The sequence below is a fragment of the Stenotrophomonas sp. 1L-E-5-B-C3 genome (assembly GCF_057292075.1).
The window spans coordinates 111,773-132,960 of the sequence record NZ_JBXAWS010000014.1 but is presented as its reverse complement, the minus strand read 5'-3'; the positions used below and the strand labels follow the sequence as shown (position 1 = coordinate 132,960).

The 21,188-nt window shown below is 67.7% G+C and carries 16 protein-coding genes; 8 read left to right on the top strand and 8 right to left on the bottom strand.

Going from position 1 to position 21,188, the window contains the following annotated elements:
• Positions 1-89: 89 nt before the first annotated feature.
• Entirely contained in the window at positions 90-929 is an 840-nt protein-coding gene (locus AC0Z6F_RS17080; protein ID WP_032973311.1) for an arylamine N-acetyltransferase family protein, read from the bottom strand.
• A gap of 202 nt (positions 930-1,131) precedes the next feature.
• Between AC0Z6F_RS17080 and AC0Z6F_RS17075 the strand changes: the two genes are divergently transcribed.
• Entirely contained in the window at positions 1,132-3,669 is a 2,538-nt protein-coding gene (locus AC0Z6F_RS17075) for a methyl-accepting chemotaxis protein (RefSeq protein WP_485617939.1), read from the top strand.
• Between the two features lie 78 nt (positions 3,670-3,747).
• On the opposite strand, the gene AC0Z6F_RS17070 is transcribed toward AC0Z6F_RS17075, so the two are convergent.
• The 5 genes from AC0Z6F_RS17070 to AC0Z6F_RS17050 all read right to left on the bottom strand — a co-directional run bounded on the left by AC0Z6F_RS17070 (position 3,748) and on the right by AC0Z6F_RS17050 (position 12,088).
• Positions 3,748-6,270, bottom strand: a complete 2,523-nt coding sequence (locus AC0Z6F_RS17070; protein WP_485617937.1) for a PepSY domain-containing protein — start codon at positions 6,268-6,270, stop codon at positions 3,748-3,750.
• 679 nt (positions 6,271-6,949) lie between these two features.
• A complete protein-coding gene (locus AC0Z6F_RS17065; RefSeq protein WP_485617935.1) occupies positions 6,950-7,513 on the bottom strand; it encodes a TlpA family protein disulfide reductase in 564 nt (187 codons plus the stop codon).
• On the bottom strand, positions 7,510-9,894 hold the full coding sequence (locus AC0Z6F_RS17060; protein WP_485617933.1) for a protein-disulfide reductase DsbD family protein: 2,385 nt from the start codon (positions 9,892-9,894) through the stop codon (positions 7,510-7,512). Before AC0Z6F_RS17060 ends, AC0Z6F_RS17065 begins: the two co-directional genes overlap by 4 nt.
• On the bottom strand, positions 9,891-10,229 hold the full coding sequence (cutA, locus tag AC0Z6F_RS17055; RefSeq protein WP_006396762.1) for a divalent-cation tolerance protein CutA: 339 nt from the start codon (positions 10,227-10,229) through the stop codon (positions 9,891-9,893). The genes AC0Z6F_RS17060 and cutA overlap by 4 nt, the downstream gene beginning before the upstream one ends.
• A gap of 68 nt (positions 10,230-10,297) precedes the next feature.
• Positions 10,298-12,088: an endonuclease gene (locus AC0Z6F_RS17050; protein ID WP_485617930.1), complete on the bottom strand. Its 1,791-nt coding sequence runs from the start codon at positions 12,086-12,088 to the stop codon at positions 10,298-10,300.
• 357 nt (positions 12,089-12,445) lie between these two features.
• Here AC0Z6F_RS17050 and AC0Z6F_RS17045 point away from each other — a divergent pair, with 357 nt between their 5' ends.
• The 3 genes from AC0Z6F_RS17045 (at position 12,446) to AC0Z6F_RS17035 (ending at position 15,211) form a co-directional block, all read left to right on the top strand.
• Entirely contained in the window at positions 12,446-12,733 is a 288-nt protein-coding gene (locus AC0Z6F_RS17045; protein ID WP_006396661.1) for a co-chaperone GroES, read from the top strand.
• 83 nt (positions 12,734-12,816) lie between these two features.
• Positions 12,817-14,466 carry a chaperonin GroEL gene (groL, locus tag AC0Z6F_RS17040; RefSeq protein ID WP_485617928.1) on the top strand — a complete coding sequence of 550 codons (1,650 nt, stop codon included), beginning with the start codon at positions 12,817-12,819 and terminating at the stop codon, positions 14,464-14,466.
• A gap of 133 nt (positions 14,467-14,599) precedes the next feature.
• Positions 14,600-15,211: a DUF6445 family protein gene (locus AC0Z6F_RS17035; RefSeq protein WP_485617926.1), complete on the top strand. Its 612-nt coding sequence runs from the start codon at positions 14,600-14,602 to the stop codon at positions 15,209-15,211.
• A 30-nt stretch (positions 15,212-15,241) separates the two neighbouring features.
• Here AC0Z6F_RS17035 and AC0Z6F_RS17030 read toward each other — a convergent pair whose 3' ends face one another.
• A complete protein-coding gene (locus AC0Z6F_RS17030) occupies positions 15,242-16,129 on the bottom strand; it encodes a LysR substrate-binding domain-containing protein (protein WP_485617924.1) in 888 nt (295 codons plus the stop codon).
• Between the two features lie 248 nt (positions 16,130-16,377).
• On the opposite strand from AC0Z6F_RS17030, the gene AC0Z6F_RS17025 reads away from it, so the two are divergent.
• Positions 16,378-17,013 carry a glutathione S-transferase family protein gene (locus AC0Z6F_RS17025; protein ID WP_006396593.1) on the top strand — a complete coding sequence of 212 codons (636 nt, stop codon included), beginning with the start codon at positions 16,378-16,380 and terminating at the stop codon, positions 17,011-17,013.
• 13 nt (positions 17,014-17,026) lie between these two features.
• Positions 17,027-18,055: an LLM class oxidoreductase gene (locus AC0Z6F_RS17020; RefSeq protein WP_012512248.1), complete on the top strand. Its 1,029-nt coding sequence runs from the start codon at positions 17,027-17,029 to the stop codon at positions 18,053-18,055.
• 27 nt (positions 18,056-18,082) lie between these two features.
• Here the strand turns inward: AC0Z6F_RS17020 and AC0Z6F_RS17015 are convergent, their stop codons facing one another.
• The gene (locus AC0Z6F_RS17015; RefSeq protein WP_176698939.1) at positions 18,083-19,042 is read right to left on the bottom strand and encodes a retropepsin-like aspartic protease; all 960 of its coding nucleotides are present in this window, start codon (positions 19,040-19,042) and stop codon (positions 18,083-18,085) included.
• A 74-nt stretch (positions 19,043-19,116) separates the two neighbouring features.
• On the opposite strand from AC0Z6F_RS17015, the gene AC0Z6F_RS17010 reads away from it, so the two are divergent.
• A complete protein-coding gene (locus tag AC0Z6F_RS17010) occupies positions 19,117-19,824 on the top strand; it encodes a response regulator transcription factor (RefSeq protein ID WP_065723538.1) in 708 nt (235 codons plus the stop codon).
• A gap of 32 nt (positions 19,825-19,856) precedes the next feature.
• Positions 19,857-21,155, top strand: coding sequence for a sensor histidine kinase (locus AC0Z6F_RS17005; protein WP_485617921.1), 1,299 nt, complete (start codon positions 19,857-19,859; stop codon positions 21,153-21,155).
• The last annotated feature ends 33 nt before the right edge of the window (positions 21,156-21,188 follow it).

Here is a 21,188-nt window from a genome sequence, read left to right as displayed (position 1 = left end):
AGCTCATCCATCTGATTTGGGGCGTACTGAGAAGTGGCCGACCCTTTGAGCCTGACGTCGTCCTTGCCTAGGCGAGGGCGACACGGTATCTACAGCGTCGCGGCACGCGAGCGCTGCAACCAATCGTTGATCGCCGGGTCCAGCCGCGGGTCGTCCGGCAGCTGCATGCCAAAGCGCTGCTGCAACACCTCGCGCACGTCGCCAACATCATGCAGCGGACGTTTGTCCGGTGCCTGCCCGGGCCGGTATTCGGTGTAGTTGCCGCTACCGATGGTGCGGCGCCAGTCCGGTCCGGTCAGCGACGCGCGCAGCTGGCCGGGGAAGCTCGAATCCGGATGGGTGCACACGTACCAGTTGCCCACCACGTTGTCGATCGGCGCCGGCGCCTGCAGGTCGAAGCGATACATCGCCCGCCAGCCCTCGTTGGATTCGGCAGAGAGCACGAAATCTCCGTCGTTGGGCAGCCGCTGCAGCAGATAGCGCTCGTGCGGTGTGGCCTGTGGCTGCGCATCGTGCAGGCGCAGAGGTATGGTCGGGGTCAGGCTGCCGAAGCCGGCGTCCACCAGCCAGTCATCCCCCTCCACCTGCACGCGCAGCAGCAGGTGGGTGCGCGCCGTCAGCTCGCCGTCCTTTGCCGCCAGCAGCACGCGCGCGCTCAGTGGCCGCGCATCGAAGCCCAGCGCTTGCAGCAGCGCCAGCAGGCCGCCATTCAACTCGAAGCAATAGCCGCCGCGGCGTTCGTCCAGCAGCTTGCGCTGCACGCTGTCCAGGTCGATCGGCACGGCATCGCGCAGCAGGCAGCTGAGGGTCTCGAACGGCAGCAGTGCGTTGTGGCGCTGCTGCAGCAGGGTCAGGCCGGCCAGTGTCAACGGCGGTGGCGCATCCAGCTGAAGCCGCTGCAGGTAGCGGGGGACATCGAGCGTCGTCATGCGGGCACCGGTCGGGGGAGGGAGGTCCACTGTGCTCCCGCAACCGGGGTTGAGGTCAAGCGCTATAGCGGTGTCATGCCCCCGTCGCCTGGGCCCGGTACAAAGGCCGTATCCATCGGCGACCGCCGCCACGGATGAAAAAACGCCTAAAGTTGCTCCACATCCAGCCGATACAGGTGCGTCCTTCCGCCTGGAGTCTGTCATGTCGGCCGTTGTCCCCCACCTCCGGTCCCTGCGCATGCGGCTTGCCGCGTTGCGCTCGGCGTCCCCCGGCCTGCTGCTGTGGCTGCAGCCGCACCGGCTCAGCGTGGCCAACAAGCTCAAGGCGACCCTGTGGGTCTGTGGCCTGGGCCTGATCGCGATCGCCGCCGTCCATGCCTGGACCGGGCACAGCAGCACGCGGGCCGCACACGACCAGGCCAGCTACCAGCGCGGCAGCGATCTCGCCGCCAGCCTCGCCACGCGGGTGGCGGAAGCGCGCCGCCTGCAGACCCAGTATGCACGCAGTTTCGACGATGCCGACCGCGCGCAGCTGCTGGCGACGCAGAAGGCGCTGCAGGCCGATCTTCAGGCACTGCGCGCGATACCGATGGATGCCGGACGGCGCAAGGCGCTGCAGGCGCTGACCGAAGCCGCCGGCGCGTTCTCGCAGGGTGTGGTCGCCCTGTTCGAACGCGTCGATGAGATGGGTCGTGGCGATGCCGGCCTTGCCGCACAGCTGCAGCAGGCCGCAGACACCCTGCAGACGCAGGTGGATGCGCTGCAGCGGCCGTCGTTGGGGTTGTCCCTGCAGAAGATGCGCCGACAGGAAGCAATGCTGCTGCTTGATGGCGATTCCGTGCATGCCGACCGTGCCAGCGAGGAGAAGCTGCCGTTCGACCTCGCACTGGTGGGCCTGCCCACCGATGTGCAGGAAGCCGTGCGCACCGGCATGGACAACTATCAGGTCGCGCTGCTGGGCTACACCGCGGCCCGCGTCGGCCTGGATGTGGAAGCGCAGTCGCTGCTGGACACTGCGGCCAGCGTCGCACCGGCGCTGGCCGCCTTCCAGCAGGCCCAGGTCGCCGCGCTGGGAAAGGCACAGGCGCGCCAGCAGGCCGGGGCACGCACCATGAGCGTGCTGTTCGCACTGACCCTGCTGCTGGTTGCCGGTGTGCTGATCACCAGCCTGGTACTGGTGCTGCGCGCGGTACGCCAGCCGATCCAGGACACCCTGCGCTTCGCCAGCGACATTGCCGACGACCGCTTGGACACCACGCTGCGCGTCTACAACGCCAACGATGAAATCGGCCAGCTGGCCCAGCGCCTGGTCGACATGCAGCAGCGCCTGCGCGCGCGTATCGAAACCGAGCGTGCGGTAGCGCGCGGCAATACCCGCGTGCGACAGGCATTGGACAGCGCACAGACCGGCCTGATGGTGGTCGATGCCGAAGGCCAGGTGGCTTATGCCAACCCTGCGCTGCTGCAGCTGCTGGATCTGCAGGCCGAGGAGCTGGTGGGCAGCGATGCGGTGCGCCTGCATCCGGCGTTGGCCAGCCTGGCCGGCGTGCGCCAGCGCGAGGAGCGCGAGATCGGCCACGCCGGCGTGCGCTACCAGTTGATCGCCAACGCCATCATCGACGAGGGCCATTTCCTCGGTGTTGCGGTGGAATGGCGCAGCCGGGCGCTGGAAACCCTGCTGGAAACCGAGGTCGCGGCACTGGTCGATGCCGCTGCACATGGTGACCTGCACGGGCGCATCGCGCTGGACGGCAAGCAAGGCTTCGTGCGTACGCTGTCGACCAGCATCAACCGGCTTCTGGCGACCTTCGAAACCAACCTCGGCGATCTGCAGGCATTGCTGGCCGCGCTGGCACGCGGTGACCTCAGCGTGCGCATGGAGGGCGATCTGCAGGGCGTGTTCGCACGCATGCGCGACGATGCCAATGCCACCGTGGCGCAGCTGGGCCGCATTGTCACCCGCATCCAGCAGGCTACGTCCAGTCTGGATACGGGTGTTGGCGAGATTGTTGCCGGTCACCACGATCTGTCACAGCGCACCGAGCAGCAGGCGGCCAACCTTGAAGAGACCGCAGCGTCGATGCATGAGCTGACCGACACGGTCGGCCGCAACGCCGACGCCGCAGGCCGCGCCGATGCACTGGTGCAGGGCGCAGCGACGGTGGCACGACGAGGTGGTGAGGCCGTCGGCCAGGTGGTGGCGACCATGCACGGCATCAGCGAAGCCTCGCGACGCATCGGTGACATCACCCAGTTGATCGATGGCATCGCCTTCCAGACCAATATCCTTGCGCTCAATGCGGCGGTGGAAGCGGCGCGCGCCGGAGAGCAGGGTCGCAGCTTCGCTGTAGTGGCCGCCGAAGTGCGCCTGCTGGCACAGCGCAGCGCCGAGGCGGCCAAGCAGATCAAGGGGCTGATCGAAGATTCGGTGGCGCGTGTCGGGCAAGGTAACCAGCAGGCTGAACAGGCTGGCACCACGATGGGCGAGATTGTCGGCAGCGTGCAGCAGCTGGCTGACCTGCTGGCCGGCATCCGCAGCGCGTCGCAGGACCAGCATGCCGGCATCGCGCAGGTGAACCAGACCATCGTGCAGATGGAGGCCAGCACCCAGCGCAACGCCAGCCTGGTGGAAGAGGCCGGCGCCTCGACCGCACAGATGCAGGCGCAGGTGCATGCCTTGGCCGAGGCGGTGGGGGCGTTCCAGCTGCAGCCGGTGCGGCAGACAGCGCGCGCGGCATGACCGCGGTCGCCGGGCATGGCCCGGCGCTACCCGAGGCAGATTGAAACGGTAGCGCCGGGCCATGCCCGGCGGGATGGCTCAATACACGTCGCGCCGGTAGCGCCCGCTTTCCAACAGCGTCTCCACTGCCTCATCACCCAGCGCAGCGCGCAGTACCTGGTCCACGCCTTCGGCCATGCCCTGCAGCGAACCGCAGACATGGATCACCGCGCCACGTTGCATCCAGTCGCGCAGCGCATCGGCTGCGGCGTGCAGTCGGTCCTGCACGTAGCCACCGTCGCCATCGCGCGAGAACGCCAGGTCCACCCGCGACAGATGGCCATCGGCCTGCCAGGCCTCGATTTCCTCGGAAAACAGGAAGTCATGCGCGCGCTGGCGTTCGCCAAACAGCAGCCAATGCCCGTGCTCGCCGGCATGGGAGGCTTCGCGCAACAGGCTGCGCAGGCCAGCGATGCCGGTGCCGTTGCCGATCAGCAGCATCGGCGCGCCCGGCACGCGATGGAACCCGGGATTGCGGTGCACGCGGGCGATGATGCTGGCGCCGGTCGGTGCATGCAGTGACAGCCACCCCGAACCCAGTCCGGCACGACCGGCTGCGTCATGTACCAGGCGCACCACCAGTTCCACTGCGCCGTCATCGGTGCACGAGGCGATCGAATACTCGCGGCCCGGCAGCAACGGCAGTCCGCGCAGCCACAGGCAGGCATCCTGCACCGCCAGCGCGGCGTCCGCATCGGGCAGCTCGCGCTCGCTGGCCAGGGCCAACAGCGTGCGCGGGTTGCCCTCCACCAGCAGCGGTTGCAGTGGATCCAGCCCATGCGCCTTCAGCACCGCACTGGCGTGCCCTGCATGGTGGCGGGGTGCGAGATGCAGAATGTCACCGGCCTGCCACTGCACCTCGGTGGGCGCGGCAAGACGGATACGCCAGATCGCGCCACCGATACTGCCAGGATTGAGACGGTCGCGGCTGAGCAGGCGCCAGTCATGCATCTGCGTGGCAGCCGGCAGCACGCTGTCATCGGTGGTGATGCCGGTCAACGCGCCCAGCTGCTGCTGCCACTGGCGCAGGGACGGTACCGAGGCGGCATCGACATCGATGCGCTCGAACAGCGGGCGCGCGCCGTTGCCGATCAGCCAGGCATCGACCTGGCGGCCGAAACCGCAGTAGTGCGGGTACTGGCGATCACCCAATGCGAGCAGGCCGAACTGCAGGCCCGACAGGTCCACGCGCTGTGCGAGCAGCAGCCGCGAAGCACGTCGCGCCGCATCCGGTGGTTCGCCGTCGCCGAAAGTGCTCAGCACGAGCAGGGCATGCGCAGTACGCCCCAGCTGCGTGGCGTCAACGCGAGCCAATGGCAACACCTGCACCGTGTGCCCGGCGGCCTGCAGCTGCGCGGCTGCGCGCCAGGCCAGCTGCTCGCCCAGCCCGCTCTGGCTGGCGTGCACCACAAGCCAGGGTGTGTTGCTGCCATCGCCAGTGGTTACCGGCAGCGACTGGCGAAGCCCACGCGCGGTGCGTTGGCTGCGGCGGCGGTCCAGGTAGAGCATCCAGCCGGTGATGAAGAACAGGCTCATGCCCAGGCTGCTGAGCATCACCACCACGCGCCCGGGCACGCCGAAGTAGCTGCCCGAGTGCAGCGCGAACACGCTGGTGGCCAGCTGTCCACCGGCGCCCTGGCCTGCATACGGGCGGGCATCGAGGATCGCACCGCTGGCCGGGTCCAGCTGCAGCAGGTCATGTGCGCGATCGTGGTGGCCGCCGCGCTGCGCCGGATCACCGGCCATCACGCGCACATTGAGCGGTTGCCCGGGCTTCTCCGGCAGGCGCAGGTCGATGTACCCGTTGCGCGCGCCCGGTAATGCATACAGCGTGGCCTCGATGCGATCCAGGTCCAGTGCCGCGTCGGCGGCAACCTTGAGCTTCGCAGCCGGAGTCACGCCCAGCAGCGTGTTGGCGGCACTGCGGTACCAGTCGAACGACCACCACAGGCCGGTCAACGCACTCATCAGGTAGATCAGCAGCACCCAGGTGCCGACCACCGAGTGCAGGCTCCACAGGAAGCCACGGCCGCTGCGCTTCCACTCCACCGCCAACCAGCTGCGCCAGTGCCACCAGCGCCGGGGCCAGCGCAGGTAGAGACCGGAGAGGGTGAAGAACAGTAGCGCGATCGCACAGCTGCCGGTGATCCATTTGCCCCGCTCGCCGGCAGCGAGGTGCCGATGCAGGTCTTCGATGAAGTCGAAGAAGGCCTGACCGCGCAGGGCACTGAAGCGCTCACCGCTGTACGGATCGAAGTACACCCAGTGTTCCTTGCCTCCGGCAAACCGCGCCACCGAGGGCCGCTGGCCGGTGGCGTCGATCCGCAGGCGCTGCAGGGGACGCTCACTGCCGGCCTGGAGCAAAGGCATCAGCTCGCTCAACGCCAGCGGTGGCTGGCCATCGGCATGGTGCTCGGCGATCGCGGCGAAGCCGGGATTGGCGGCACGCAGCAGTTCGTCCTCGAAGGACAGCACGGCGCCGCTGAGGCCCATCACGGCCAGTACGGCACCAGCGGTGATGCCCAGCAGCCAGTGCAGTTGGAACAGGACGTTCTTGAACATCGAAGGAGGAGGGCCTGGAAGGCTGCCGCCCGCATCCTGCGCAACAGCAAATGAGAATTAGTCGCGGAATTCTCCGTGGCGCCCCGGCTGTGGTCAAGCAGGGGGTATCGGCCGGGCGGCGCCCGGCACCTGCAGAGGCCTTCAAGCCACGGCAAGTGCAACAGCCGAAGCAGAAGCGGGTTTCCTGGGGGAGGCCGGGGTGGGGCCGGTTGCGGGGGCCGCTGCAAGTACGTCCATGTAAGCTCGGTCGCCGCTTGCTCGTGTGCGCTGTCCTGCGCACACGACAAGACCGGGGTTGGGCGTCCTGCCCAACCCGCCCGAGGCATGCCTCGGGCCCATGCGGCTCACGCCCCCACAACCGGACCCACCCCGCCTTCGACAGATTTCCGCGATCTGTTGGAAATGCTCTTGGGGATCTGACCCCAGAATTTCATTCGATATCTGACGGATGTGTCGACCAAGGTCGACACCTACCGAAAAGCACCGGGAATCTGTCGGGGGTGGGGCGGTGTGGGGCTGCAGGACCGTTGGCGCCATGGATGGCGCCATCGAGCCCCCATGGACGGGTTTACGGCGTGTCCTGCAGCCTCACACCGCCCCGCCCAATTCTCAGCACTGCAGGGCCGCTTTGGCTGTTGCTGTGGCCTCGGCAGGTGCAGGGCGCAGCCCTGCCGAACCCTCACTTCACCCAGCTGTCGATCTCGCCGTGGGCGAACGGTCCCAGCTTCGCCTTCTGCAATCGCCCCTGCGCATCGAACAGCACGCTGTAGGGCAGCAGTCCCTGCGTATTGCCCAGCTGCACGCTGGCGTCGCGCGGGCCCGGGGTCTCGATCACGATCGGGTAGTCCACCGGTACCTGCTGCAGGAAGCGGCGCACGTCTTCCGGCGTATCCAATGCCAGGCCCAGCACCTGCACGCCTTCGCTGCCCTGGGTATGGGCAAAGCGTGCCAGCTCCGGCATCTCTTCCACGCAGGGGGCACACCAGCTGGCCCAGACATTGATCAGCAGCGGGCGACCGGCGAAGCGCTGGCGCAGGCCCAATGGTTGGCCCTCTAGATCAGGCAGCGTCAGCGCCGGCAGTGGGTCACCCACCTGCAGCGCAGGCCTCGCGGGGGCTGCAGGGGAAGCGACCGGCGCTGCGGCAGGTGCAGCCGGCGTAGGTGCCAGCCGGTACCCGGCCCACAGGCCGAGGCCGGCGGCCAGCACCGCTGTCCACAGCAGCGCTGGCCGTTGCCATTTCATCGTGCGGTGCGCAGCAGCGCTTCCTCGACCACCGCCTGGGTCAGCAGCGTCGGCAGCACGGTCGGCGGCGCGCCGGGGCCGTACACCACGTACAGCGGCACGCCCACGGCTTTGTGCTCTTCCAGGAAGGTGGTGATCTGCGGATCGACATTGGTGTAGTCACCGCGCATGTACACCGCATTGGTGCGCTTGAGCAGTTCCTTGAACTCCGGCCGCGACAGCACCGCGCGCTCGTTGGCCTTGCAGCTTACGCACCAGTCGGCGGTCATGTTGACGAACACCACGCGCTTGTCGGCGCGCAGGCGGTCCAGCAGCTGCGGCGAATACTCGACCACGTTGTCGGTGGCCGCCTGTGCGGCGCGCGCTGGCGGCGCCAACTGGGTGACGCCCCAGGCCGGCACCAGTGCGGCGATGGCCAGCAGCACGCCCAGCAGGGCAACGGCACGCGGGCCGGTCCAACGGTTGCGTTCGAACAGCCACAGGCCGAAAGCGAACAGCAGCAGGCCACCCAGCACCAGCGACATGCCGTCCACGCCGCGCTGCTTGCCCAGCACCCACAGCAGCCACAGCGCGGTGGCATACATCGGGAAAGCCAGCACGTGCTTGAGCGTTTCCATCCACGGGCCCGGCTTGGGCAGGCGGCGTGCCAGCGCCGGCACGAAGCCGATCAGCAGGAACGGCAGGGCCAGGCCGAGGCCGAGGAACAGGAACACGGTCATCGCCTGCAGCGGCGTTGCGATGAATGCATAGGCCACAGCGCCGCCCATGAACGGGCCGACGCAGGCGCTGCCGACCACGCAGGCCAGCGCACCGGTGAAGAAGTCTCCGGCCGGGCCGCTGCGGCTGGCCAGCGACTGGCCGAGGTTGCCGAGGCCACCGCCGAGGGTGAACACCCCGGACAGGCTCAGGCCCACTGCGAACATGACGTAGGCCAGTGCGGCCACCACGCCCGGGTGCTGCAGCTGGAAGCCGATGCCGACCGCGTTGCCGATCGCGCGCAGGCCGACCATCAACGCTCCGATCACCGCGAACGCGACCAGCACGCCCAGCGTGTACCAGAGCGCATGGCTGCGCGCGCGCTGCGGGCTTTCACCGCTCTGTGCCAGGCCGAGCACCTTCAGCGACAGGATCGGCAGCACGCACGGCATCAGGTTCAGCACCAGGCCGCCGGCCAGGGCCAGCAGCAGGACCCACAGGAACGAACGGTCCGGGTTCGGCGTGGTCGCCGGCGGGCGCGTGCGCAGTGCGTTGTCACCCTGTGCATCGGCGGCGAATTCACTGCTGGCAGCGCCGTCACCTGCTGCGACCGGGGCCGTTGCATCGGTGTTGGGCACGGTCGGCAGCAGGCGCAGCGGCGTGCCATTGGCAGCCTCGCGCGGTGCACCGGTGGCGGTCGGCAGCGGGCTGATCACCTCGCTGCGCGGGGGCGCCTGGTCGGCGCTGGCATTGATCCTGCCGGCCGGGATCGGCAGCTTCACCCGCCGCGTCATCGGCGGGTAGCAGATGCCGTCGGTCTGGCAGCCCTGGAAGGTCACCACCAGGGTGCTGTCGACCGCGTCGGCGACAGAACGGCGTAGCGGCAGCGGCACCTCCACCTGGTTGAAGTACACCGATACGTCGCCGAAGTGCTCGTCGCGATGCGATTGTGCGGCCGGCCATCGCGGCTTGTCGGCCAGCACACCGGCGCTGCCTTCGAGTTTCAGCGAGGTGCGGTCGCGATACAGGTAGTAGCCCGGCGCCGGGCTGAATCGCAGCAGCAGGGTGTTGCCATCGCTGGCAATGGCATCGAAGCCGAATGCCTGCTCCGACGGCAGTGGCAGCGCCTGGCTGTTGCTGGCTGCACCCGGCAGGCGCAGGCCGCCGCTGTTGCCGGCACCGGCCAGCGGGTTGTTGAACGGGCTGGCCGCACCGGGGCGTGCAGCCGGGGCCGCCGCCTGTGCACCGCCGCCGGGCAGGGTGACCTGCACCACGCGCTTCTGTGGCGGATAGCAGACACCGGCGTCGGCGCAGCCCTGGTAACGCACTTCCAGGCTGATGGTGCCGGCTGCATCGGTCGGTGCGCCGGGCAGGGTGGCCTGCAGCCGCTCGCGATAGGTTTCAACCTCGCCGAAGAAATCGTCGTGGTGCTTGTCGCCCCTGGGCATCTGCAGCGCGCCGGCGTTGAAGGCCGGGTCGGCCTTGACGCTGGTGCGGTGGCGATACAGGTAGTAGCCTGGCGCGATCTTGAACTGCAGCTGCACCTGGCCGCGTTCGGGGGCGGTCGCGGTCAGCGCGAACGCCTGGTCTACCGGCAGCAGGTCCTTCTCATCCAGCGCGAAGGCCGGCAGCGAGAGCCACAACAGGGCGCACAGGGCGGCGCCACGCGCAAACAAAGTCTTCAATCAGTGTCCTCCCGGGTCTGTGCCCGGATCCAGTCCAGATACGCCGGCAGGCCGGCCCGGGTTTCGACCGCGATGCACTCCGGGAGTTCATACGGATGCAGTTCGACGATCCGGGCGATTGCGTCATCGACGCGGCTCGCGGTGGTCTTCACCAGCAGCTGCAGTTCGGTGTCGGTGGTGACCTCGCCCTGCCAGCGGTAGGTCGACTGCGCGCCCTCCAGTCGTGTGACGCACGCGGCCAGGCGCTCGCCAACCAGCGCGTGCGCGATGCGCTCGGCACTGGCCCGGTCCGGGCAGGTGGTCAACAACAGCAGGACGGGATCGACGGTCGACATGACCGTCGAGTATAGGGCCGCCGCCGGGTCAGGGCCCGGCGGCGGCAGTGGACCGCTGCGTTGCGCGGTCAGTTGGCCAGCTGGCAGGTGGCCGGCTTGGCCGAGGTGAACAGGGCCGGGGTGGCCCACTCGGGGTGGTCGATGAACGGGTTGCGGTTGCCCTGGAAGCTGTAGATCACGTCATTGCGGGCGCGTTCCGCAGCGCTCGGCGGGTCGGCCAGGTGCCAGTCGATCAACGTCGACAGCAGGCCCATGTAGGCCGGCGAGCTGCTGGTCTTGACGATCTTGCTGCGGTCATCGGTCAGCTCCAGGTCCGGCTCGGACTGGCCGGTGGCCGCATCCTTGCCGCCCTCGTAGCGGATGGCCATGTACAGCACCGCACGCGCCATGTCGCCCTTCCGTGCACCCCACACTTCAAAGGTGCCGCCGTTGCCGTCCGGGGTGCGTACCCAGTTCGAGTTGCCCGGATAGCCACCGCTGCCGCCGCCCTGGCCGTTGTTGGCCTCGGTGGCACGCTCGCCGCAGTTGGCGTCGCACTTGCCGAACGGCTTGTTGCCGCGGTCGGCGTTCCACTGTGCGTCGGTCAGGTACAGCATGTGGGTGTCGGTGTACGGGGCGTACGGCAGGCCCTTGTCGCCGGTGGTGCTGGCAAAGCCCAGCGAGTTCGGCCAGGTGTGCTCGCGGTTGTACTTCAGGCCGCCGCCGCTGCCGGCGCGATCGGTCACCTTGGCGTAGCTGCGGTTGCGGTACGCATCCAGGATCCTGCCGCTGTTGTTCGGATCCTCGTCGGCGATCTCCAGGATGGTCCAGGTGCTGGTGCCCGAGCCGCTGTACGGGTAGGCGGTGTGGCCCTTGATGGTGGCGTGCAGCGAGCAGCGCAGCTGGCTGGGGCTGCTGGTGTTGACCTTGGAGTAGTAACCGGCCGGCACGCCCGGGTTGCCCGGGTCCGGATTGCCGCCGGTGCTGGCCACGGTGAAGGCGATGCGGCTGTCGGCGGCCGGGTGTGCGCCCTGCAGGTCGGTGATGCGCGCGGCGCGGATGTCGAAGCGGCAGGCTTCACCGGCCACCAGTGCAGTGTTGGTGGACAGCTTCACGCTGCGGCCGCTGGACGGGAAGGTCAACGGCACGCTGCCGGAAGTGCCGCAGCTCAGGGCGAACGCGCCGCTGGCCAGGTTCACCGTCTCGCTGAACACCACTTCCAGGTCGGCGGCGGCGGGGAAGGTGCTGCTGCCCTGGGCCGGGGTGGTGGTGGACACCGACGGCGGCGTGTTCGGGCCCGGAGTGCCGCCACCGCTGAAGGTCTGGCCGTTGTTGCAGCTGCCGAAGGTCTGCCTGGCCGACTCGGCCCAGGTGAAGTGGGCGTACTGGCTGCCACTGCCGGTCAGCTGCAGCGAGGTGCCCGGGGCCGTGCTGTTGGTCTCGGCCACCGGAATGTTCTGGCTGGTCATGCCGGCCGCGGGGCCGCCGGACGCGGTGATGGCGCCCTCGTAGCTGAGGAACTGGACCACCTTGCCGCTGGCGTCGACCAGGGCAATGCCATCGTTCGGGCCGTTCTGCAGGCCGTTGGTGGGGTAGGTGACCACGGCGATGCTGGCGCTGCCGCAGCCTGCAGCGGTACCGGCGGGAACCGGGTTGTTGGCGTAGACCACGGCCGCCGACGGATTGCTGCCGTTGTAGAGGTACAGGCGGTAGCCGGACAGATCCTCACCGGCGGTGGCCACGACTTCGATCGCTTCGCCGACGTCGCCGGCGGCGGTGCTGTCGTCGTAGTGCAGTTCGTTGATGAAGACCTCGGCCTGGGCCGGCGCGGCGGCCAGTGCCAGCAGGCAGGCAGCGGCAAGCGGGGACAGCAATCGCATCGACTACTCCTTGTGATTGGGAATGCGCGGCCGAGCCTAAGGCCGATCCAGTGACACTTTGTCGTAAATGAACGTCAGATATCTGACAGTGCGACGCGTATCACCAAATGTCGAGGGTTGGGGGCATCCGCTTGTCGCGTTGCACGCGGAACCCCGCCTTCACGCAGCACCTAGATGCGCCTTTGCCGGGCGGTGAAATTTTTTGCGGGATCGGCCTTGAAAGGCCCGGGGCCAGCTCCATCTCTGTCCTGCTCCCGATTCGTCGGGCTTTTTCGCGAGCAATGCTGGCAGTCACCTTGGGTGAGTGCTAACATCGCCAGACTTTTTCAGACCAATCAATAACTTAAGAGGTCTCTCATGAGCATCAAGCCGCTGCACGACCGCGTTGTGGTCAAGCCGATCGAAGCCGACGAAATCTCCGCCGGTGGCATCGTGATCCCGGATTCGGCCAAGGAAAAGTCCACCAAGGGTGAAGTCGTGGCCGTGGGCCCGGGCAAGCCGCTGGACAACGGCAGCGTGCGCGCTCCGTCGCTGAAGGTCGGTGACAAGGTCATCTACGGCCAGTACGCCGGCAGCTCGTACAAGAGCGAAGGCGTCGAGTACAAGGTCCTGCGCGAAGACGACGTGCTCGCCGTCATCGGCTGAGCCTCGGCGCGACCTGCTTCATCCCCTGATCTCCAATTCCCAGCCGCCGGGCATCGCCCGGCGCTACCAAAGAGGTAACTGCAATGGCTGCCAAGGATATTCGTTTCGGTGAAGACGCCCGTTCGCGCATGGTGCGCGGCGTCAACGTTCTCGCCAATGCCGTCAAGGCCACCCTGGGCCCGAAGGGCCGCAACGTCGTGCTGGAAAAGAGCTTCGGCGCTCCGACCATCACCAAGGACGGCGTCTCCGTCGCCAAGGAAATCGAACTGGCTGACAAGTTCGAGAACATGGGCGCGCAGATGGTGAAGGAAGTCGCTTCGCGCACCAACGACGACGCTGGCGACGGCACCACCACCGCCACCGTGCTGGCCCAGGCCCTGATCCGTGAAGGCGCCAAGGCTGTTGCCGCCGGCATGAACCCGATGGACCTCAAGCGCGGTATCGACAAGGCCGTCGTGGCCGCCGTCAACGAGCTGAAGAGCATCTCCAAGCCGACCGCCGACGACAAGGCGATCGCCCAGGTCGGTACCATCTCGGCCAACTCTGACGAGTCGATCGGCCAGATCATCGCTGACGCAATGAAGGAAGTCGGCAAGGAAGGCGTGATCACCGTTGAAGAAGGCTCGGGCCTGGACAACGAGCTGGACGTGGTCAAGGGCATGCAGTTCGACCGCGGCTACCTGTCCCCGTACTTCATCAACAACCAGCAGTCGCAGACCGCTGATCTGGATGACCCGTACATCCTGCTGCACGACAAGAAGATCTCCAACGTCCGTGACCTGCTGCCGGTGCTGGAAGGCGTCGCCAAGGCCGGCAAGCCGCTGCTGATCGTCGCTGAAGAAGTCGAAGGCGAAGCGCTGGCAACCCTGGTGGTCAACACCATCCGTGGCATCGTCAAGGTCGTGGCCGTCAAGGCTCCGGGCTTCGGCGACCGTCGCAAGGCGATGCTGGAAGACATGGCCGTGCTGACCGGCGGCACCGTGATCTCCGAAGAAGTGGGCCTGTCGCTGGAAAAGGCCACCATCAAGGATCTCGGCCGCGCCAAGAAGGTGCAGGTCTCCAAGGAAAACACCACCATCATCGATGGCGTGGGTGACAAGGCTGCGGTCGATTCGCGCGTTGCGCAGATCAAGACCCAGATCCAGGACACCTCCTCGGATTACGACCGCGAGAAGCTGCAGGAACGCGTGGCCAAGCTGGCCGGCGGCGTTGCCGTGATCAAGGTCGGTGCCTCGACCGAAATCGAAATGAAGGAAAAGAAGGACCGCGTCGACGACGCCCTGCACGCCACCCGTGCAGCCGTTGAAGAAGGCGTGGTCCCGGGCGGCGGCGTTGCCCTGGTCCGTGCGGTCTCCGCGCTGGCTGGCCTGAAGGGTGCCAACGAAGACCAGAACCACGGCATCCAGATCGCCCTGCGCGCGATGGAAGCACCGCTGCGCGAGATCGTTGCCAATGCCGGCGAAGAGCCGTCGGTCATCGTCAACAAGGTCAAGGAAGGCACCGGCAGCTTCGGCTACAACGCCGCCACCGGCGAGTTCGGTGACATGCTGCAGTTCGGCATCCTGGACCCGACCAAGGTGACCCGTTCGGCGCTGCAGAACGCAGCTTCGATCGCTGGCCTGATGATCACCACCGAAGCCATGGTTGCCGAAGCTCCGAAGAAGGACGAGCCGGCCATGGGTGGCGCCGGTGGCATGGGCGGCATGGGTGGCATGGGCGGCATGGACTTCTAAGGTCCGCGCCTGCACCGGTAGCTGCCGACCCTGGTCGGCACGCTTCCCTGCTGCACTGAAGAACCCCGCCGCAAGGCGGGGTTTTTCGTTGCCAGGTTGCCGCCACGGCAGCGCATCGCTACGCTCGGTGACCATGCCTACCTCGTTCATCGTCGTTGACGACTTCCTCTCCCCGGCCGATGCGCAGGGGCTGCGCCAGGCGGCACTGGGCCTGACCTACCCGGCGCAGGAAGGTGCATTCCCCGGTCGCAACTCACTGGAGCGGCTGGAGCTGGACGGCCTGTCCGAAGCTGCGTCGCGGCTGGTCAATGAACCGTTGCGACCGGTCAACCCACTGCAGTCGCATGGCAAATTCCGTCTGACCCTGGCCGGGGATGTCGGCCGCGCGAAAGTGCACACCGATCACTCGCACTGGTCCGGCATTCTCTACCTGAGCGCACCAGAGCACTGCGAGGGCGGCACCGAGTTCTTCCGTCATCGCCGCACCAACACCGAACGGATGGCCCTGGACGCCAGCGAGCTGGCCGCGTTGGGCTATGCCAGTGGCGGCGACATGCACCGCGACATCATCGAGCGCGACAGCAGCCACGACAGCCAGTGGGAGATGACGATGCGCATCCCGATGCGCTTCAACCGCCTGGTGCTGCTGCGGCCCTGGTTCTGGCACACCGCCGGTCCGGCATTCGGTGACCGTCCGGACAACGGCCGGCTGGTGTACCTGATGTTCTTCGAGCAGGCGCGGTAAGCGGGGGAATCATCCACGCATGGCGTGGATCTAGTGGCCCTGCAGCGCTGCGCGCAACCACGCCAGGAAGGCAGGCAGCGCCGGATTGCCATCTGCATCGGCGCGCGTCACTGCGTAGTAGGCGAAGGCCTGCGGCCATGGCTGGTCGATCACCACCTGCAGGTGCCCCTTGGCCAGTTCTTCGGCCGCATGGATGTCGCGTACCAGCGCGATGCCTTGCCCGGCCACCGCCGCACGGATCAGCAACAGGTCGTCATCGAAAGCAGGGCCGCGCTCAAGTCGATCATCGGTTGCCAGGCCCAGTGCCTGGAACCACAGCCGCCAGTCGCTGCGATCGGCATCCTGCAGCAGCGGCAGCTGCAGGCAATCCTGCACGGTGCCCACGGCGGGGGCGCTGGAAAGCAGCGCAGGGCTGGCCACTGGCAGCAGCACCGGCGCCAGCAGATGCTCGGCATGCAGGCCGGGGTAGCGCCCCAGCCCGTGGCGGATCGCGATGTCCACGCCATCGCGGCGCAGGTCGGCCAGCGCCGGGCTGGCATCGAGCTGCACATCCACCTGCGGTTGCAGTGCGCTGAATTCGCCCAGGCGTGGCGCCAGCCATTGCGCGGCGAAACTGGGTGCGGCGCTAATACGCAGCGTGCGCCGCGTTTCCCAGCGTTCGAGTGTCTGCAGGCTCTGTGCGATCTGCTCGAAAGCCAGCAGCAGTTCCGGGTACACGCGCGCGCCCGCCGCGCTGAGCACCACGCCATGACGGGTGCGATCGAACAGGTTCACGCCCAGGCGTTCCTGCAGCTGTCGCAGCTGCTGGCTGATTGCGCCGGGTGTCACCCCCATCGCTTCGGCGGCAGCGGTCAGGCTGCCGTGGCGGCCGGTTTCAACAAAGGCCCGCAGGCCCAGCAGCGGCAAAACCGCACCCATTCCGTTCTCCCGTTGCTTCGCCGGCATCCACCGCGCGGCGACAGCATATCGGCCGTGGCGCAGGCTGTCGCGCACCTGCCTCGCAAGTTGAGCCAGGCTCAACTCCCCGTGCAGAAGACATCGTTTCCACGCCACGCCGGCTTTTCCTAGACTGCCTGCACGGCTGCTGCAGCGCCTGTTTCCGCATCGTCGGCCCTCGTGCATCGAAGGCTGGCGCGTGCCGTCGCTCCCTGCCGTCCAGGAACCCCATGAACGAACCTTCGCTGCACCTGTACACCGACAGCTCGCCCAATGGCTTCAAGGCCACCATCGCGCTGGAAGAACTGGGCCTGCCGTATCGCCTGCATCACGTCCGCATCGACGAAGGCGAGCACCGACATCCCGAATTCCTGCGGCTCAATCCGCATGGCCGCATCCCGGTGCTGGAGGATCGCGCGCGTGGCATCGTCATTTTCGAATCCGCGGCGATCCTGATGTACCTGGCTGAGCAGGGCAACGCGTTGTTGCCTTCCGAGCCGTCTGCACGCTGGCAGGCATTGACCTGGTTGATGTTTCATGCCGCCAGCGTCGGCCCGATCCTCGGCCAGCGCGTGCACTTCGAGTACTTCGCACAACGGCCCGACATGGCCGCAATCGAACGCTATCGAAGGTTGAGCGACGATCTGTTCGCCGTGCTCGACCAGCGCCTGCACGGGCGCGAGTGGCTGGCCGGTGACCAGTACTCGATCGCCGACATCGCCCACTTCGGCTGGCTGCATATCGCCCACATCATCGATATCGATATCTCGCAGCATCGCCATCTGAGCGCGTGGTACGCGCGCGTTGCCGCACGCCCTGCGGTACAGCGCGGCGTGCAGCTGCCCGAACCGGCCACCGGCCCGTAAGGAGACGACGCTCATGAACGACTCCATCGTGATGCCGGGTGCGTCGGCCCCGGCCTTTGCCATGCACCCGGGCTACCAGCGCATGTTCCGTGCCGATGCACTGACCCTGGGCATCTACCTGCCATTGCGCTTCTATCAGGGTGACATGGCCGTGCTGCAGGGCCAGGCGCGGCTGGTGGAGGACATCGACCGCCACGGCTTTGCTGCGGTGTGGGTGCGTGATGTGCCGCTGTACGACCCGATGTTCGGAGATGCGGGGCAGCTGTTCGACCCGTTCACTTACCTTGCATGGTTGGCGGCGCGCACGCAGCGCGTAGCGCTGGCCACCGGCAGCGTGGTGTTGCCGCTGCGCCATCCGATCGATCTGGCCAAGACGGCGGCGTCGGTCGATCAGCTGTCCGGTGGCCGCCTGGTGATGGGCGTTGCCTCCGGTGATCGTCCGCTGGAGTTTCCCGCCTACGGACTGGAGCACGCGGCGCGCGGTGAGCGCTTCGCCAGCGCCATGGGTGAAATGCGCCGTTGGCTGCAGCCGGGCGCGGACGGGCGGATGACGCATGCCTGGGCCGAGCAGGGCGTGCAGTTGCTGCCGCCTACGGTCAGTGGCCGCATTCCGCTGGTTGTCACCGGTGGCGCGCGTCAGCCGCTGGAGTGGATCGGCCAGCATGCCGATGGCTGGTTGACCTATCCCGAGGCCACCCATGACGATGCCGGTCCGCAACGGCTGGCCGCGAAGATCCGCGCGTGGCGCGCGCTGATCCCGGACGGCGGCTTCCGCCCGCACGTGACCAACGAATGGATCGACCTGGTGGATGACCCGGATCATCCACGCACGCCGCTGCAAGGGGGCTATACCCTGCGCACCGGCCGCAAGGGCCTGATCGACCTGCTGCAGGCCTGGCAGCGGGCAGGCGTCAACCACGCCGCGCTGGGCATCCAGTTCGCCGATCGGCCCGCAGATGAGGTGCTGCAGGAACTGGCCGAAGAGGTGCTGCCATTGTTCCCGTCGCACCCGGGGCCGGCGCCGCGGGTGATGGACTGGTAGCACAGTAGGAATGGCGTCGGCCGGCGCTCAGCGGGCCGGCCGGCGCAGGCAGATGCGTGACGCCCCGGCGCTGATGTCCACCTGTCCACCCTGCATGGCGTCGGCGCCGAGAATCAGCGCGGGTCGTGTCTCGAGGCCGATCGCCTTGAACACGGGCAGTTCACTGATCCGGACTTCCATCGGTGGATGCCGCCAGCCAGCGCTGGTCATGCTCGGCAGGGTGTACAGCCAGGTGGCCTGCTTCCCGCCGCCCAGGCCCTCGGTGCCCTTCTCACGTACCCGCACGCGGATGTCGCTGCCGTCGGTGCGCACGCCCAGCGCACGGGCGGCTTCGGCATTGAGCACGGTCTGCGCCGCGCCGGTATCGACCACGGCGATGGCTTCCACACCGGTCTCGCCCAGCGCCAGCGTGATGAAGCCGAACTGGCGCAGGCCGGCACTGCGATCGGGCAGGGCATTGGCCTGGCAGCCGTTTCCATCCAGCGCGAGACGCCCCGGCGTCCACAAGGCAAGCTCGCCACGGCCGAAGTCCCAACGCGTGTCCCAGCGCCCGGTCAGGTCGTTGCCGACCAGGCCATCAATGGCCGCTTCATCATCCTTCGCCAACGAGGACAGGTCGGCCTGCGTGCCGCTGGCCTGCAGCTGCCAGCTGCCCAGCCGCCAGGAGGTGGTGCGCATCCTCCGCAGCGCGGCCGCCTTTGCGCTGGCACCCTGGGCATGCGAAACCGCCGCATCGGTGTCTTCCAGGCCATAGCGCCGGGCCACACGGTCATCCACCAGGGTTGCACCGGCCGCACTGTCGACCACGAAACGCAGTGGTTCGGCACGCCCGTCCAGCGAGACAGCCACGGCCGGATGACCCCCCTGCATCCACATCGGCAGTACGTGTTCGGGAGCATCGGCCGCCAGCGCAGGCAGCGAGGCAGCAAGCAGGGGAAGCAGGGTGAGGCGCACGGGGTGTCTCCGCAGTGAGGGTGGAGAGCCCATTGGCGGGCACGGGCGTATCGCGGGAATATCGGCGTTGATACCGTCCTGATACACAGCTGGCTGATACTGAGCACATGAACGCTCCCGCCCGGGTCATCGTCGTCGATGACGACGCCAGCATCCGAGACGCCATCGCCGACTGCCTGCTGTTGCATGGCTACCAGGTGCGCGTGGCGGCCGGTGCCATGGCGTTGGATATGCTGCTGCAGGCCGAACGACCGGATGTGATCATCCTCGACTGGATGATGCCCGGCGAGGATGGCTTGTCGGTCTGCCGCCGGCTGCAGGCACGGGCGATCCCGATCCTGATGCTGTCGGCGATGGGCAGTGCCCCGGACCGGGTGATCGGTCTGGAGATGGGCGCGGATGATTACCTGGCCAAGCCGTTCGATCCGCGTGAGCTGCTGGCAAGGGTGCGTGCGCTGCTGCGCCGGCAGGACAAGCTGCGCACCCAGGTGGCGAGTGAGCTGCGCTTCGCCGGCTGGCGGCTGCTGCCCGAACAGCGCCGCCTGATCGCACCGGATGGAGCGGAGCTGGTACTGAGCCGTGGTGAGTTCTCTCTTCTGCTGGTGCTGGCCGAACGTCCAGGGCGGGTGTTGGCGCGCGAGCAGCTGCTGCAGCTGAGCCGCAGCGAGCCGAGCGACAGCGTGGATCGTGCCATCGACCTGGCAATCAGCCGCCTGCGTCGCAAGCTGGGGCAGGCCGCGCCCGGCGCTGAAGCCCTGGTACAGACATTGCGTGGCGAGGGCTATCGCTTCGATGCCGAGGTCCAGGTGCTGTGAGTGCGCGTTGGTCCACTGCGCGCTGGATCGCGATGCTGGCCCTCACCAGCCTGCTGCTGGCCACCCTGGTCAGCGTCGCGGTGGTGGGCTGGATGCCACGACCGGCGCCGCCACCGATGCGCCTGGATCAGGCCCTGCAGGTACTGCGGGGGGAACAGGCGGCGGCGCCGCTGGGGCTGCATCTATCCGTCGTCAGTTCGGCGCCGGAAGGCCGCAGCAACGATTGGCTGACCGAACTGGCCGCCTTGCAGCTGGGTGTACCGGTGGATCACGTGCGCCTGGTCTGGACCGGGCAGGGCAAGGCCCCCGATGTGCAGGTCATCGAGGGCGGCACGGTGCTGGATGCTTCAGGGCGTGCCGGGGTGCTGTCGTCACAGGCGGCACTGCTGACCGCCATGCAGTGGCCGCCGTTCGAGCTGGGTGTGCGCCAGGCCGATGATCGCTGGCAGGTGGTCGGCAGCGATCACAGTGATCTGGCGGCCTGGCGCGGTCAGGTTCTGCTTGCACTGTTGGCCGGCACGGTGCTGTTGGCACCGCTGGCGGCCTGGGCGTCGCTCCGCATCGGACGGCCCCTGCGCCGGCTGGCCGAAGCCAGTGCGCGGGTTGACCTGCAGGACGGGACGCCGCTGCCGGACGATGGCCCACGCGAGGTGCAGGTGCTGGCCGCAGCGATCAGCAGCGGTCGTGAGCGCCTGCGCGACCAGGCGCAGGACATGACCCGCATGCTGGCGGCCGTGGCGCACGACCTGCGCACGCCGCTGACCGGCCTGCGCCTGCGTGCGGAGTTTGCACCGCCGCCACAGGCAGCGCGGATGGTGGCCGACATCGAGCGCATGGACACGATGATCGAGCAGGTGCTCGATTACGCGCGCGGGGAGCTGCAACCGCTGGAGTTGCGAGCACTGGACGTGGCCGCGTTGCTGGAGGAATGCGTGCAAAGCGCCTTGCTGCGCGGTGTCGATATCTCTGCAGAGGGACCGGACGTGCTGCCGTGGCAGGGGGATGTGCTCCTGCTGCGGCGGGCCATCGACAACCTCATCGACAACGCCGCTCGTTATGCCGGTGCCGTGCACCTGCGGGTTGCCATGGTAGGTAATCGCGTGCAGCTGGACGTGATGGATCGCGGACCGGGCATCGCCGAGGCCGATCGCGTGCGCCTGCTGCAACCCTTCCAGCGCAGCGAAAGCTCGCGCAGTCGTGCCACCGGCGGGACCGGCCTCGGTCTGGCCGTCGCCGCCAACGTGGCACGACGGCATGCGGGTGAACTGCAGCTGCTGCAGCGTGACGGAGGGGGATTGATCGCACGCCTGGTGCTGGGATCGGCCTCCTGACATCGCATGTCGATTGACTGGACATCATCTTCC